This window comes from Brevundimonas denitrificans (assembly GCF_030160755.1).
Lineage (GTDB): Bacteria > Pseudomonadota > Alphaproteobacteria > Caulobacterales > Caulobacteraceae > Brevundimonas > Brevundimonas denitrificans.
Map to the genome: position 1 here is coordinate 1 of NZ_BSOY01000012.1, position 13,032 is coordinate 13,032.

16 protein-coding genes and 1 tRNA gene are annotated in these 13,032 nt (G+C 69.7%); 8 read left to right on the forward strand and 9 right to left on the reverse strand.

What is annotated here, in order from left to right; genetic code table 11:
* Nucleotides 1–254 (forward strand): FAD-dependent oxidoreductase (locus QQJ79_RS04365; RefSeq protein ID WP_348521772.1); only part of this gene is annotated, 254 nt, incomplete at its 5' end.
* Nucleotides 255–280: 26 nt separating this feature from the next.
* A complete protein-coding gene (locus tag QQJ79_RS04370; protein ID WP_284221517.1) occupies nucleotides 281–691 on the forward strand; it encodes a DUF6491 family protein in 411 nt (136 codons plus the stop codon).
* On the opposite strand, the gene scpA is transcribed toward QQJ79_RS04370, so the two are convergent.
* Both scpA and QQJ79_RS04380 read right to left on the reverse strand, forming a co-directional pair.
* Nucleotides 688–2,844: a methylmalonyl-CoA mutase gene (scpA, locus tag QQJ79_RS04375; RefSeq protein WP_284221519.1), complete on the reverse strand. Its 2,157-nt coding sequence runs from the start codon at nucleotides 2,842–2,844 to the stop codon at nucleotides 688–690. The two genes, QQJ79_RS04370 and scpA, sit on opposite strands and share 4 nt — an antisense overlap.
* Nucleotides 2,841–4,241, reverse strand: a complete 1,401-nt coding sequence (locus tag QQJ79_RS04380) for a methylmalonyl-CoA mutase family protein (protein WP_284221521.1) — start codon at nucleotides 4,239–4,241, stop codon at nucleotides 2,841–2,843. The genes scpA and QQJ79_RS04380 overlap by 4 nt, the downstream gene beginning before the upstream one ends.
* A gap of 128 nt (nucleotides 4,242–4,369) precedes the next feature.
* On the opposite strand from QQJ79_RS04380, the gene QQJ79_RS04385 reads away from it, so the two are divergent.
* Nucleotides 4,370–5,071, forward strand: a complete 702-nt coding sequence (locus QQJ79_RS04385; RefSeq protein WP_284221523.1) for a glutathione S-transferase N-terminal domain-containing protein — start codon at nucleotides 4,370–4,372, stop codon at nucleotides 5,069–5,071.
* Between the two features lie 10 nt (nucleotides 5,072–5,081).
* Here QQJ79_RS04385 and QQJ79_RS04390 read toward each other — a convergent pair whose 3' ends face one another.
* On the reverse strand, nucleotides 5,082–5,324 hold the full coding sequence (locus QQJ79_RS04390; protein WP_284221524.1) for a hypothetical protein: 243 nt from the start codon (nucleotides 5,322–5,324) through the stop codon (nucleotides 5,082–5,084).
* Between the two features lie 114 nt (nucleotides 5,325–5,438).
* Between QQJ79_RS04390 and QQJ79_RS04395 the strand changes: the two genes are divergently transcribed.
* Together QQJ79_RS04395 and QQJ79_RS04400 are read left to right on the forward strand one after the other, a co-directional pair.
* Nucleotides 5,439–5,774 (forward strand): ArsR/SmtB family transcription factor, encoded by a 336-nt coding sequence (locus tag QQJ79_RS04395; protein WP_284221525.1) that lies wholly within the window; start codon nucleotides 5,439–5,441, stop codon nucleotides 5,772–5,774.
* Between the two features lie 64 nt (nucleotides 5,775–5,838).
* Nucleotides 5,839–6,288 (forward strand): SRPBCC family protein, encoded by a 450-nt coding sequence (locus QQJ79_RS04400; protein WP_284221526.1) that lies wholly within the window; start codon nucleotides 5,839–5,841, stop codon nucleotides 6,286–6,288.
* Nucleotides 6,289–6,346: 58 nt separating this feature from the next.
* Here QQJ79_RS04400 and QQJ79_RS04405 read toward each other — a convergent pair.
* A tRNA-Val gene (locus QQJ79_RS04405) sits at nucleotides 6,347–6,421 on the reverse strand.
* A 157-nt stretch (nucleotides 6,422–6,578) separates the two neighbouring features.
* On the reverse strand, nucleotides 6,579–6,935 hold the full coding sequence (cpdR, locus tag QQJ79_RS04410) for a cell cycle two-component system response regulator CpdR (RefSeq protein ID WP_284221531.1): 357 nt from the start codon (nucleotides 6,933–6,935) through the stop codon (nucleotides 6,579–6,581).
* A gap of 116 nt (nucleotides 6,936–7,051) precedes the next feature.
* Here cpdR and QQJ79_RS04415 point away from each other — a divergent pair, with 116 nt between their 5' ends.
* Nucleotides 7,052–7,918: an N-formylglutamate amidohydrolase gene (locus tag QQJ79_RS04415; protein ID WP_284221533.1), complete on the forward strand. Its 867-nt coding sequence runs from the start codon at nucleotides 7,052–7,054 to the stop codon at nucleotides 7,916–7,918.
* A 207-nt stretch (nucleotides 7,919–8,125) separates the two neighbouring features.
* Here QQJ79_RS04415 and QQJ79_RS04420 read toward each other — a convergent pair whose 3' ends face one another.
* Nucleotides 8,126–8,812: a DUF599 domain-containing protein gene (locus QQJ79_RS04420; protein WP_284221535.1), complete on the reverse strand. Its 687-nt coding sequence runs from the start codon at nucleotides 8,810–8,812 to the stop codon at nucleotides 8,126–8,128.
* Nucleotides 8,813–8,980: 168 nt separating this feature from the next.
* On the opposite strand from QQJ79_RS04420, the gene ppa reads away from it, so the two are divergent.
* Nucleotides 8,981–9,547, forward strand: a complete 567-nt coding sequence (gene ppa, locus QQJ79_RS04425) for an inorganic diphosphatase (RefSeq protein ID WP_284221537.1) — start codon at nucleotides 8,981–8,983, stop codon at nucleotides 9,545–9,547.
* Between the two features lie 37 nt (nucleotides 9,548–9,584).
* A complete protein-coding gene (gene cobT / locus QQJ79_RS04430; protein ID WP_284221540.1) occupies nucleotides 9,585–11,456 on the forward strand; it encodes a cobaltochelatase subunit CobT in 1,872 nt (623 codons plus the stop codon).
* Between the two features lie 68 nt (nucleotides 11,457–11,524).
* Here the strand turns inward: cobT and QQJ79_RS04435 are convergent, their stop codons facing one another.
* The 3 genes from QQJ79_RS04435 to QQJ79_RS04445 form a co-directional block, all read right to left on the reverse strand.
* Nucleotides 11,525–11,809, reverse strand: coding sequence for a hypothetical protein (locus QQJ79_RS04435; RefSeq protein WP_284221542.1), 285 nt, complete (start codon nucleotides 11,807–11,809; stop codon nucleotides 11,525–11,527).
* Nucleotides 11,810–11,880: 71 nt separating this feature from the next.
* Entirely contained in the window at nucleotides 11,881–12,489 is a 609-nt protein-coding gene (locus tag QQJ79_RS04440; RefSeq protein WP_284221544.1) for a demethoxyubiquinone hydroxylase family protein, read from the reverse strand.
* On the reverse strand, nucleotides 12,467–13,000 hold the full coding sequence (locus QQJ79_RS04445) for a disulfide bond formation protein B (protein WP_284221545.1): 534 nt from the start codon (nucleotides 12,998–13,000) through the stop codon (nucleotides 12,467–12,469). The genes QQJ79_RS04440 and QQJ79_RS04445 overlap by 23 nt, the downstream gene beginning before the upstream one ends.
* Nucleotides 13,001–13,032: the final 32 nt, after the last annotated feature.

Here is a 13,032-nt window from a genome sequence, read left to right on the forward strand (position 1 = left end):
GGACGGCGACACGCGCGACAACGCCGGACCGGTTGCCTCTGGCCGGCGCCGTGCCCGGGGATGAAGGCCTGTTCGTGCTCGGCGGGCTGGGCTCGCGCGGCTTTTGCGTCGCGCCCCTGCTGGCGGAGCATGTCGCGGCGCTGGCGACCGGGGCGCCGTCGCCGCTGCCGGCGGACCTGGCGGCGCGGGTCGATCCGTTACGAAACGCTACCGCCGGAACTCTTGTGCAACCGGTCCGTAAGGCGGACGGTTGAGGTACCGGTCCCTCGAGGAGATTTCCATGCGCACCCTCGCCTTCGCCGCCCTCGGCGCCCTCACCTTTCTGGCCTCCTGCGCGCCCGTCGACAGCGGCGGCATGGCCGGCGACGCGCCGCCGCGGGCGCGCCAGTGTTTCAGTGTCCGTCAGGTGGACAATTTCGAACAGGGCCGTCCCGATCAGGTCTTCCTGCGCGTGGGCCGCCAGGACGTCTATGAGCTCAACGCGGCCGGCGGGTGCCCCGACATGGATTTCGCCAACCGCATGGCCCTGATCCCCGACGGCGGCATGGTCGGCACGCGTCTGTGCACCGACGACTGGGCCCGGATCGTGGTGCCCGGATCGACCTCCCAGACCTCGGTCTGCCGCGTGCGGGTCAGCCGAAAGCTGACCGCCGAGGAGATCGCCGCCCTGCCGGCCAACCACAGACCCTAGATTTTCTGGCCCTGGGTCTTCTGGGCGTAGCCCAGCCGCTGGTTCAGTTTCTCGATCAGGTCGATGGCCGTGTCGGCGATGACCGAGCCGGGCGGATAGACGGCCGCGGCGCCCATGTCGATCAGGGTCTGGACGTCCGACGGCGGGATCACCCCGCCGACCACGATCATGATGTCGGGGCGGCCCAGCTTCTCCAGCGCGGCCTTCAGCTCGGGCACCAGGGTCAGATGGCCGGCCGCCAGGGATGAGGCGCCGACGGCGTGGACATTGCGCTCCACGGCCTCGCGCGCGGCTTCCTCCGGCGTCTGGAACAGCGAGCCGGCGGTCGCCTCGAGGCCGAGGTCGCCATAGGCGGTGGCGATCACCTTCTGGCCGCGGTCGTGCCCGTCCTGACCGAGCTTGGCGATCAGGATGCGCGGCGGGCCGCCGTCATTCTCGACGAAGGCGGCGACCATGTCGCGGGCGCGGCTGATCTTCGGGTCGTCGCCGGCCTCGCGGGCATAGACGCCGCGGGCGGTCTTCACCGTCGCCACATGGCGGCCGAAGGCAGCTTCCAGCGCGTCCGAGATTTCGCCGACGGTGGCGTAGGCCCGGGCCGCCTGCACCGACAATTCAAGCAGGTTGGCGTTCCCTTTCGCGCCCGCGGTCAGGGCGTCGAGGGCGGCTTGCGTCGTCGCCTCGTCACGTTCGGCGCGCAGCCGCTTCAGCTTGTCGATCTGGGCGGTCAGGACGGCGGCGTTGTCGACCTTGAGCATGGGGATGTCGTCGACGGCGTCGGACAGGTAGCGGTTCACCCCGACGACGGTCTGCTGGCCGGTGTCGATGCGGGCCTGGGTGCGAGCCGAGGCCTCCTCGATCCGCATCTTGGGCACGCCGGCCTCGATGGCTTTCGCCATGCCGCCGAGCGCCTCGACCTCGGCCATCAGGACGCGGGCCTTCTCGGCCAGTTCGTGGGTCAGGCGTTCGACGTAGAAGCTGCCGCCCCAGGGATCGATGACCTTCGTCAGGCCGGTTTCCATCTGCAGCAGCAGCTGGGTGTTGCGGGCGATCCGGGCCGAGAAGTCGGTCGGCAGGGCCAGGGCCTCGTCCAGGGCGTTGGTGTGCAGGCTCTGGGTCTGGCCGCCCGCCGCGGCCATGGCCTCGACCATGGTGCGGGGTACATTGTTGAACACGTCCTGGGCCGCCAGCGACCAGCCCGAGGTCTGGCAGTGGGCGCGCAGCGAAAGCGAGCGCGGATCCTTCGCGCCGAATTTCGACACCGCCTCGGCCCACAGCAGGCGGCCGGCGCGCAGCTTGGCCACCTCCATGAAATAGTTCATGCCGATGGCCCAGAAGAAGCTCAGGCGCGGGGCGAACCGGTCCACGTCCATGCCCGCCGCGACGCCGGCCTTCAGATATTCGACCCCGTCGGCGAGGGTGTAGGCCAGCTCCAGATCGGCGGAGGCTCCGGCCTCCTGCATATGGTAGCCGCTGATCGAGATGGAGTTGAATTTCGGCGTGTGCTCGGCGGTCCAGGCGAAGATGTCCGACACGATCCGCATCGAGGGTTCGGGCGGATAGATGTAGGTGTTGCGGACCATGAATTCCTTGAGGATGTCGTTCTGGATGGTCCCGGTCAGGGCCGCGTGCGGCACGCCCTGCTCCTCGGCGGCGACGACATAGAGGGCCAGGACCGGCAGGACGGCGCCGTTCATGGTCATGGACACTGACATCTGGTCCAGCGGGATGCCGTCGAACAGGGTGCGCATGTCATAGATGCTGTCGATGGCCACGCCCGCCATGCCGACGTCGCCCTTCACCCGCGGGTGGTCGCTGTCGTAGCCGCGATGGGTGGCCAGGTCGAAGGCGATCGACAGCCCCTTCTGCCCGGCGGCGAGGTTGCGACGATAGAAGGCGTTGGACGCCTCGGCGGTCGAGAAGCCGGCGTACTGGCGGATGGTCCAGGGGTTGCCGGCGTACATCGTCGGATAGGGGCCCCGGACATAGGGGGCGATGCCGGGCAGGCCGTGGATGAAGTCGAGACCCTCGACGGCGTCGGGACCGTAGGCGGTCTGGACGGTGAGGCCTTCAGGGGTGTTCCAGACGTCGCGCACGGGACCGGCGCCGGTGGGGCCGAGGTCGAGGGCGACCCGGGTGAAGTCGGGGGCGCTCATCGGCCGGCCTCCCAGGTCTGGGTTTCGAAGGGGGCGGCGAGCCGAACGGGGATCAGGGGGTCGCAGGCGTCGCCGCCGGTCTGCGCCGGCCGGGGCGGCTCGGCCTCGAATGGCGCGGGTCGGGGATCGGGATCGACAAATTTGGTCACGCCGACCAGCTGCGCGGCGCCGCTGGCGAGCGCCGCCTCGCGTTCGGCGCGGGCGGCGGCGACGCGGTCCTGGATGTCGCCGGTGCGCAGGGCGACGATCAGGCCGCCCTCGCCCTCAATGCGCTGGAACTCGCCCCAGCCGGCCTCGGCCAGATCGCGGGTGCGGGCGTCGAGGAACCACGATCCGGCCGCCGGATCGTCGACCCGGCCCAGATGGGCCTCCTCCATCAGCACGGCCTGGGTGTTGCGAGCCTGCCGCCGGGCGAAGGCGTCGGAGCGGCCGTTGGCGCGCGACAGGCCGTCCAGAACCACAGCGTCAGCCCCGCCGACCGCCCCGGCGAAGCCCGCCGCCGTCAGCCGCAGCAGGTTCGGCCAGGGATCCCGCGCCGCCAGCATCCGCCGTGAGGAACGGGCCTCGATCACGGCGGGCGTCTCGAACCCGAAGGCCCGGCTCAACGAGCGCCACATCAGGCGCAGGGCCCGGACCTTGGCGAGGCCGTCGAAATATTCCTGGTCCAGCGAGACGCCGAGCACCGTCCCCTTCAGCGCCGCTTCGGCCGTCATCCCCGCCGCGACCGCCGCCCTGACCAGCGCCGCCGCATTGGCCGCCGCAAAGCCCAGTTCCTGGGCGATCGAGCCGCCCGCCTCATGCACGACCCGGCCGCCGGCGAGGAAGAAGGACGCTTCCGGATAGGCGCCGGCGTGGCGCGCGGCCGTATTGGCCGCCAGCATCAGATGTTCGTCGATCGCGCGCGGCGCGGCGCCCGTTTCGGCGAAGGCTGAGAGCGGGTCCATGTGGAACATCAGCCGGGCGCGCGGCGAGCCCTTGGCGGACACCGCCAGCGCATTGGCGGCTTCCGGCCCGTCCAGCCCGGCGTCCAGCCCGACCGCCGCCAGCTCCAGCGCCACGCCGTCCAGGGCGCGGGCCAGCGGCTCGGAATCGGCCAGAACCGCGCCTTTGAGGAGGATCGAGGCCGCCCCGCCTTCCAGATCGGCCAGCACCGCGGCATTGACCGCCGCCGCGTCATCGCCCTCGACCAGGGTGCGGACGTCCCACGCCCGGCCGTCGGCGTCCGACGGACGCGGCGCGGACACCGGCTGGCCGCCGGTCGCCGCCGCATAGAGAGGGCGGATCGCGAGGCCGTCGGCGTCCAGATGCACCAGGCTTTCAAGCGGCCGGTCCTTCAGCGCCTTTTCGGCCAGGACGCGCCAATCTGCGGGGGACGGGATCGGAAACAGGTCGGACATCCGCCTCCAATGCATCGCGGGCGCGCGTCGGTCCAGACCCCGGACCGGCCTGTTCCGTCACCCGTGCTGTTGCGGTTCCTTGGACGGCTTCCAACATGCGGAGCGTCCCCCTCACGCCCGGAGCCCCCATGGCCGACCTTTCCGCCTTTCCGATCACGCAGCGCTGGCCCGCGCAGCATCCCGACCGCCTTCAGCTCTATTCGCTGAACACGCCCAACGGCGTGAAGGTCTCGATCATGCTGGAAGAGATCGGCCTGCCGTATGAGCCGCACCTTGTGGATATCGGCGCGAACGAGACCTGGACGCCGGAATTCCTGTCGCTGAATCCCAACGGCAAGATTCCCGCCATTCTGGATCCCGACGGACCCGGCGGTCGGCCGCTGGCCCTGTTCGAATCCGGGGCCATCCTGATCTATCTGGCCGAGAAGACGGGCAAGCTGATCCCGACCGATCCCGCTGCCCGCTACAAGACCCTGCAGTGGGTGATGTTCCAGATGGCCGCCATCGGCCCGATGTTCGGACAGGTCGGCTTCTTCCACAAATACGCCGGCAGGGCGTACGAGGACAAGCGTCCGCTGGAGCGTTACGTCACGGAATCAAAACGACTTCTGGGCGTGCTGGAGGCCCGGCTCGAGGGTCGCGACTGGATCATGGGCGACTATTCGATCGCCGATGTGGCGACGCTCGGCTGGGTGCGGAACCTGATCGGCTACTACGGCGCGCGCGATCTGGTCGATTTCGACAGCCTGAAAAATGTCCCCGCATGGCTGGAGCGCGGTCTGGCGCGGCCGGCGGTTCAGCGCGGACTGGAAATCCCGGGGCGGGGATGACGCGATCCCGTCAGCGCGGATCGAACGGCCCGGGCTCACCCACCGGGGCGACGAACAACCGGTCGCAGCGCTCCGCGGCGTCGGTGAGGAGGATGACCTCGAAATCATCACCCGAGGCGTCGAGCACCTCCGCGGCGAGGGCCTCAAAAGCCGCCTCATGGCCGGGACGTCCGTACAGCAAGACCCCGTCCCTGGCGTCCACGACGCCGTAAGCCGGAGCACCTTCGAGAAGGGTTTCAAGGGTGAGTGCCATTGGAACCCAATCCGCCAGCGACGAAAAGGTTTCCGGCCAGGGTCAATCCCGGGTTCGGCGAAGGGATCGGGACGATCATTTGACACCGATGCGTCGGCTCCTATAGTAAGCCAAATGGCTAACAATTCGCCGGCGATCGATCGTGTCTTTCACGCCCTGTCGGATCAAACCCGCCGGGCGATCGTGATGCGGCTGAGCGCGAGGCCTTCCGCGGTCGGCGAACTGTTCACGCCGATGCCGATGGCCTTGCCGACCCTGCTCAAGCACATCCGCGTGCTTGAGGACTGCGGGCTGGTGGCCACGAAAAAGGTCGGCCGCGAACGGATCTGCGAAATGCAGCCGGACGCCTTGCGCGCGACCGACGCCTGGCTCGCGCAACAACGGGCCGTCTGGGACGCAAGGCTCGACCGGATGGAAGCCTACGTCCTCGATCTGCAGACAAGGGAGTAGAAGAGTGGCGGACGCAAGGACCGGAAATAGGCCTCTCGAACGATGGGACCACGACCGCGAAATCGTGCTTTCACGGGTCGTCGCCGCGCCGCGTGAGCTGGTGTTCAGCGCGTGGACCGACCCGCAGCACCTGCCGGCGTGGTTCGGCCCCGAAGGGTTCCGGGTCGAAACCCGGGAGATCGACATTCGCGTCGGCGGCCGGTGGCGCTTTGTCTTCACCGGCCCGGACGGCGCGCGCTACACCAATCGCATGGTGTTCCTGCGGATCGAGCCTTCGAATTTGCTCGAGTTTCACCATGGCGCCGACGTGGACGACGACCCGAACGCGTTCAGAACCCTCGTCACCTTCGATGAGCAGGCGAACGGCAAGACGGTCGTCACCTTGCGCCAGCTGCATCCGACCACGGCGCGGCGCGAGGCCGGGATCGCGTTCGGGGCTGTCGAGCTGGGCCACCAGACGCTTGAGAAACTCGCGCGGCATGTCGAGGACAGAGGGCAGACCGCGGCTGGCTAGCCGGCGGGCATGGCCGGCCCGCGCCGCAGGTGCGTTTCGCGCTGGTTTCAGGAAGGAATGGTGGACGCGACAGGGATTGAACCTGTGACCCCCTCGATGTCAACGAGGTGCTCTCCCGCTGAGCTACGCGTCCGCCGAAACGGCCCTGGAGCCGAACTCCGGGGCGGGAAGGCGCGGTCTATAACCCCTTGAGGGCGCGGACCGCAAGGGCGAAACCGGGGTAAGTCTGTGTCAAATCCCGTCTCGCCCCCCGGCGGCGAGCGACGGCGCCGAGAGTGCGAGCCCCGACTTCAGGCTGCGACCATCCGCTCGACCTCGCCGACGAGGTCGCGCAGATGAACGGGCTTGGCCAGCACCTTGGCCTGGGGGCTGGCCTGGGCGGCCGAGAGGGCCACGGCGGCGAAGCCGGTGATGAACATGATGCGGATGCCGGGCTGGCGGGCGGCGGCGACCCGCGCCACCTCGATGCCGTCGGCGCCGGGCATGACGATGTCGGTCAGCAGCAGGTCCCACGGGCCCTGGTCGAGGGCGTCGATGGCGTCGTCGCCATTCTCGCAATCGACCACGGAATGGCCCGCGCGTTCCAGCGCCCGGGTCAGGAAGCCGCGAAGCGAGTGATCGTCTTCCGCCAGTAGAATGCGCGCCATGTCGTCGTCCGCCCCGGTCGTCTTTCGGGAACGCTACGCCGCGACTGGTAAACCCGCCATGAAAATCAGGCGGGCCTCGCCAGCGGTGTCTTGTGGATGGTTCGGCGAAACAGGCTATGGCTGGCCCCATGGATCAGGACGGGGCCGGGGCTGGGGGAAGCGATGACGACGCCTTCGTCGTTCTGCGCCCGCAAACGCCCGGCCGTTTCGTCTTCGCCTCGCCCCATTCAGGCACAGTCTATCCGCCCGGGATGGGGGCCGATCCGGCCCTGTCCGGAGCCAGTCTGCACAGCGCCGAGGACGCGCTGGTCGACCGGCTGATCGCGCCCGGCGTCGATCTGGGCGCGACGGTGGTGCTGGCCCGGCTGGGGCGGGCCTGGGTCGACCTGAACCGCGATCCGGCCGATCTGGACCCGGTGCTGATCGAGGGGGTGGCCGACGGGCCGATTTCGGCGCGGACGGCGGCCGGATACGGCGTGATTCCGCGCCTCACGGGCGATGGGCGGCCCCTGTACGACCGGCGTCTGACGCTGGACGAGGCGAGAGGCCGGATCGCCCGCACCCATGCCCCCTATCACCAGGCGCTGACCGACAGGATGGAGGCGGCGCGCGCGCGGCACGGCGAGGCGGTGCTGGTGGACTGGCATTCCATGCCCGCGCGGGCGACCCAGGGGGCCGGCGGCGCGCGGGGGCCGGACGTGGTTCTGGGCGACCGGCACGGTTCGTCCTGTTCGGCGGAGCTGACGCGGCGGCTGCGACGGGCGTTCGAGGCGCTGGGCTGGCGGGTGGCGCTGAACCAGCCCTATGCGGGGGGCTGGACCACCCAGAGCTGGGGCCGTCCGTCAGAGGGGTTCCACGCCGTGCAGATCGAGCTGAACCGGGCGCTGTATTTCGACGAGGCCGCCCGGTCGCCGGGACCCGGCTGGTCGCGCACCGAAAAGGGCGTGGCGCGGGTCATCGCCGACCTGCTCGACGGCACATAAAAAAAGCCGCGCCCGAAGGCGCGGCATGAAGTCTATAGGGAGGAAACGCCCAGAAGGGCATGACGCCCGGAGGCGTCAGAACCGAAGCTAGGTTGCAGCGCACAAATCGTCAAGCAGCTATCTCGCAACTGCGTTCACGCAATGTAACCGCTTTCATTCGCTCAGGCAGCGCGCGGCTGCGCCGCGAGCGCCAGCGCCCAAATCCCGTCAGGGCCGCTCCAGCAGGCGGCGCGCGCTGCGGATGGCGCGAGCGGCCGGCGAGCCGGCCTGACGCCAGACCATCAGGCAGAAGACCGCCGTCACGCCGGCGGCCAGCCACAGCGGGCCGAACAGCCAGGCCGCCGCCGCCAGGGCGAAATAATAGCCCCGCACGCCCTGGCTGAAGGCGCTCAACGCCGGGTTCAGCAGGTTGGCCGCAGCCTCGCCGAGCGCCGCCCGGTCCGCTTCGGTGTGCACCTCCGGCGCGGCCCCGATCAAGGCCAGGGCGTAGTTCAACTGTCTGATCGACCAGATGAAATCCAGAAGGCCACGCGCCAGACAGACCAGCACCAGCGCCAGCTTGGCCTCCAGCAGTTTCATCGGAACGTCCTCGGCGCCGACCGAGGCGAACCCCGCCATGGCCTGTTCGCCGCCGAACAGCACGCTGGCCACCGCCGCGATCAGCAGCAGGTTGGTCGAGGCGAAAAAGCCGCCCGAATTGATGGTGTGGCCCATCAGATTGCTGTCGACGAGGCGGATTTCCCGATGGGTCATGGCCGTCATCCACACCCGGCGAATGATCAGCATGTCGTCGTTCAGCGTGCCGCTGCGCCGGGCCAGCAGGGTCAGAAGCGGGCCATAGCCCAGCCAGCACACGATGAAGAGGGCGAGAGCCAGCCAGTCGAACAGGGTCATGGGATGCTCCTTCGTCGTCCATGGTCGCGCGCGTCGGGCCCGCGCTCAAGCCGCGAGCGACCGCGTCGCGAGCGATAGCGCGCAACCCGTCCCGCCTTGCTTCCGACGCCATGCGAGCCTATCACGCCCGCCACTTTCGTATCGCACTGCACAATAATCGAGCGCGCCATGAATATCGACGCCATTCCCGTCGGCCCCAACCCGCCCTGGGACGTCAATGTCATCATCGAGATTCCGCAGGGCGGCCTGCCGGTGAAATACGAGATGGACAAGGCGTCCGGCGCGCTGTTCGTCGACCGCTTCCTGCACACCGCCATGTACTACCCGGGTAACTACGGCTTCATTCCGCACACCCTGTCGGATGACGGCGACCCCTGCGACGTGATCGTGCTGAACCCGACGCCGGTCGTGCCCGGCTGCATCATCCGCTCGCGCCCGATCGGCGTGCTGAAGATGGAAGACGAGGCGGGCGGCGACGAGAAGATCCTCGCCGTGCCGGTCGACAAGCTGAACCCCTATTACACCGACATCGCCAGCTACCGGCAGCTGCCGACCATCATGGTCGAGCAGATCGAGCATTTCTTCACCCGCTACAAGGATCTGGAGAAGAACAAGTCGGTCACGGTCAAGGGCTGGGGCGACGCCGGCGAAGCCGCCGAATTGATCGCCGCGGGCATGCGCGCGCATCAGGAAAAGCTGAAGGCCGCCGCCGGCAAGGCCGCCAACGCGGCCTGAGCCTTTCCCGACGGATAGCGACCGGCTAGGGAAACCCATGGCCGCCGCCGAGACCCCCTCCGACGTCTTCAAACGCGCCCTTGCCCATGCGGCGCGGGCGCTGGCGGAGCAGTCCGAGCTTGAGGTGGTGTTCGGCTCCGACGGGCCGAAGCTGTCCAACGGCGTCCTGACCCTGCCGCATCCGCCGCGCGACCCGGGCGGGCCCGAGAGCGCGACCCTGCGCGGCCAGGCCGACCGGCTGGCGCTGCGCCTGGCCAATCACGACGAGGCCCTGCACGCGCGCCTGCGGCCCCTCGACAGCCGCGCCGCCGAGGTCTTCGAGGCGATGGAACAGGCGCGGGCCGAGGCCGTCGGCTCGCAGTCGCTGGCCGGGGTGCGGGCCAATATGGGCGCGGCCCTGCTGACGCGGCTGGAGAAGATGGGGGCCCTGCGCGCCACCGAGGCCGAGCGGGTGCCGGTGGCCGAGGCCGTGGCCCTGCTGGTGCGCGAACGACTGACCGGCCAGCGCGCCCCCGACGGGGCCGCCGCCATGCTGGACCTCGTCCGCACCGCCATGGAGGACAAGGCCGGCGCCAAGCTCAACGCCCTGGCCGAGGCCGCTGAAGACCAGGCGATGTTCGCGGACCGGCTGAAGGACGTCCTGCGCGCGCTCGACCTCGATCCCGGCGACGGGCGCGGCGACGACGCCTCGGACGAACAGGGCGAGGACGACGCCGATCCCGAGTCGCCCGACGCCGCCGATGATCAGGACGAGGAAGACGACGCCGGGGGCGGCGAAGGCCAGGCCATGGACGGTTCGGCGGACGACCAGAGCCAGGGCGAGGAGCGCGACGCCAGGCCGGACGGCTCGGCCGGCGATCCCGAAGGGGAGGCCTCGGACGAGGGGCCGGACGTCAATGAAGGCGCCCTGCCCAATCGCCAGCAGACGGCCGACGACGGCCGCGCCGTCGACGCCTACCGCGTCTTCACCACCGCCTATGACGAGGTCGTCGACGCCGCCAACCTGTGCGATCCGAACGAACTGGAGCGGCTGCGGGCCCTGCTGGACCAGCAGCTGACGGCCCTGTCCTCGGTGGTGGCGCGGCTGGCCAACAAGCTTCAACGCCGATTGATGGCGCAGCAGAACCGCAGCTGGCATTTCGATCTGGAAGAGGGCGTGCTGGACACCGCCCGCCTGACCCGGATCATCACCGACCCGACCAGTCCGCTCAGCTTCAAGGCCGAGAGCGAGAGCCCCTTCCGCGACACCGTCGTGACCCTGCTGCTCGACAATTCCGGCTCGATGCGCGGACGGCCGATCATGGTCGCGGCTGTCTGCGCCGACATCCTGGCGCGGACGCTGGAGCGCTGCGGGGTCAAGGTCGAGATCCTCGGCTTCACCACCCGGGCCTGGAAGGGCGGGCAGGCGCGCGAAGCCTGGATCAGCGCCGGCAAGCCGGCCAACCCGGGCCGGCTGAACGACCTGCGCCACATCATCTACAAGGCGGCGGATTCGCCGTGGCGGCGGGCCAAGAAGAACCTCGGCCTGATGATGCGCGAGGGGCTGCTCAAGGAAAACATCGACGGCGAAGCCCTGACCTGGGCGCATGAGCGGCTGCTGGGCCGGACCGAGGCTCGGCGCATCCTGATGGTCATTTCCGACGGCTCGCCGGTCGACGACTCGACCCAGTCGGCCAACGCCGCCCTGTATCTGGACAAGCACCTGCGCGAGGTCATCGCCGGGATCGAGACCCGCTCGCCGGTCGAGCTGATCGCGATCGGGATCGGCCACGACGTGACCCGCTGGTATCGCCGCGCCGTCACCATCGTCGACGTCGAGCAACTGGCCGGGGTGATGATCGAGAAGCTGGCCGAGCTGTTCGAGGGCGAGCCCAAGGCGGCGCCGGCGCGACGCCGGAAGGCCGCGTGAGGCGGTCCACAGCTCTGCTTAAGTCCGGCTGCGCCGGGGCGTTCGACCTCAGACTCGCCCGCTGAGGGTCAGCCCGCCGGCGGCGTACGGGCGCCCTGCATCTGACGCAGCATCTCGCGGCTGGCGGCGCGGTCCTCTTCGGTCTGGACCGCGCTGCGGCAGACCCGACGGCCGAAGCGCGAGCCCGTGACGGGCTCGGTCCGGCAGACCTGGGCGGTCTCCGAGGCCGGTTGCGTCGCGCTGGATGCGGGAACGGCCGCGACTTCGGTTTCCGCGGGGCGCTGCGTCGGCGCGGTCGCGGGGGTTTGCTGGATCAATGCGAGGGACGCGAACACGACGACGGGAAACAACACCAGGCTCTCCTGTGGGGCTTTGGGTGCGACATAATGCCGGAAGGGCCGGGCTTCGCAACCCCGGCGGGAGATCAGATTCGTTCGCTGACCTTGATGGCGGCGCGGCAGCCCGCCTTGATAACCGCGCTGAGCAGGTCATAGCCGGGCGCCTCGCGGCTGCCGTGGGCGACGGCGTGATCATGGTGGGCCAGTTCCTCGTCGCGGAAGGCCGAGAGCTCGGCGGCCAGCGCCGGGTCGCGGTCCTTCAACTCGGCGATCTGGTCGGCGTAGTGTTCCTCGATCACGCTCTCGACCGCCTCGGTGCAGGCGTGGGCGGCCTTCTCGCCCATCAGGGCCGTGCCGGTTCCCAGCGCCAGGGCGGCCAGTCGCCAGACCGGCGTCATCACCGTGGGCCGCACCCGTTCGGCGTTCAGCAGGGCGTCGAACCGGGCCAGGTGGACGGCTTCCTGGGCCTGCATCTCGCCCATGTCCGCGGCGACGGCCTCGCGGCCGGCGCGACCCTCGAACACGGCCCGCTGGGCGCGGTAGATGTGGACGGCGGCGTATTCCCCGGCGTGATCGACGCGCAGGATCTCGGCGCGCCGGCGACGGCTGGCGCCCCGGCCGGGTCGGCCCAGCGGGATGCGGCGATTGTCGGTCGGATCCGTTTCGGGAGCCTCAGTTTCGGGGAGCGCGGGCATCCTTGGGCCTCTTGGCGGCGAGCAGGCTGAACACGGCCAGGGCGGTCGAGATCAGGGCGTTCCACCCTGCCATGGACAGGCCGAGGAAGCGCCACGTCACCGCGTCGCACATGACGACCTTTTCGATCGGACCGGTGCCCAGGGCCAGGGCGGCCAGGCTTTCGAGGTTGATGTCGCCGCCGCCGGAACAGGTCGCGGGCAGGTCCCACCACTTCATCTCGCCGCCCATGTGGAAGACGGCGGTGACCGCGCCGGTGGCGAAGACGACCGCCAGCAGGAAGGCGGCGATGCGCGGCGTCCCCCGGCTGCCCCGGCTGACCAGGTGCCAGAGGGTCGCGACCAGGGCGACGGCGACGGCGCCCCAGTAAACCTCGCGCTGCTTGAGGCAGAGGTTGCAGGGCGCAAGGCCGCCGAATCGCTCGAACGCATGCGCCGCGCCCAGCAGGGCCAGGGAGGCCGCCAGGGCGAAGGCGGTCCACCACCGCGTCAGGAGTCGATACAGGCCTCTCATCGGACGACGTTCATAGCGGGGCCTGAAGCGAG

Bases quoted from the DNA above. Each gene is read 5' to 3' on its own strand.
- QQJ79_RS04445 (WP_284221545.1), bottom strand. From the start codon at position 13,000: ATGAGAGGCCTGTATCGACTCCTGACGCGGTGGTGGACCGCCTTCGCC.
- ppa (WP_284221537.1), top strand. From the start codon at position 8,981: ATGAATATCGACGCCATTCCCGTCGGCCCCAACCCGCCCTGGGACGTC.
- cobT (WP_284221540.1), top strand. From the start codon at position 9,585: ATGGCCGCCGCCGAGACCCCCTCCGACGTCTTCAAACGCGCCCTTGCC.
- QQJ79_RS04440 (WP_284221544.1), bottom strand. From the start codon at position 12,489: ATGCCCGCGCTCCCCGAAACTGAGGCTCCCGAAACGGATCCGACCGAC.
- QQJ79_RS04385 (WP_284221523.1), top strand. From the start codon at position 4,370: ATGGCCGACCTTTCCGCCTTTCCGATCACGCAGCGCTGGCCCGCGCAG.
- QQJ79_RS04420 (WP_284221535.1), bottom strand. From the start codon at position 8,812: ATGACCCTGTTCGACTGGCTGGCTCTCGCCCTCTTCATCGTGTGCTGG.
- QQJ79_RS04380 (WP_284221521.1), bottom strand. From the start codon at position 4,241: ATGTCCGACCTGTTTCCGATCCCGTCCCCCGCAGATTGGCGCGTCCTG.
- QQJ79_RS04370 (WP_284221517.1), top strand. From the start codon at position 281: ATGCGCACCCTCGCCTTCGCCGCCCTCGGCGCCCTCACCTTTCTGGCC.
- cpdR (WP_284221531.1), bottom strand. From the start codon at position 6,935: ATGGCGCGCATTCTACTGGCGGAAGACGATCACTCGCTTCGCGGCTTC.
- scpA (WP_284221519.1), bottom strand. From the start codon at position 2,844: ATGAGCGCCCCCGACTTCACCCGGGTCGCCCTCGACCTCGGCCCCACC.
- QQJ79_RS04395 (WP_284221525.1), top strand. From the start codon at position 5,439: ATGGCTAACAATTCGCCGGCGATCGATCGTGTCTTTCACGCCCTGTCG.
- QQJ79_RS04390 (WP_284221524.1), bottom strand. From the start codon at position 5,324: ATGGCACTCACCCTTGAAACCCTTCTCGAAGGTGCTCCGGCTTACGGC.
- QQJ79_RS04415 (WP_284221533.1), top strand. From the start codon at position 7,052: ATGGCTGGCCCCATGGATCAGGACGGGGCCGGGGCTGGGGGAAGCGAT.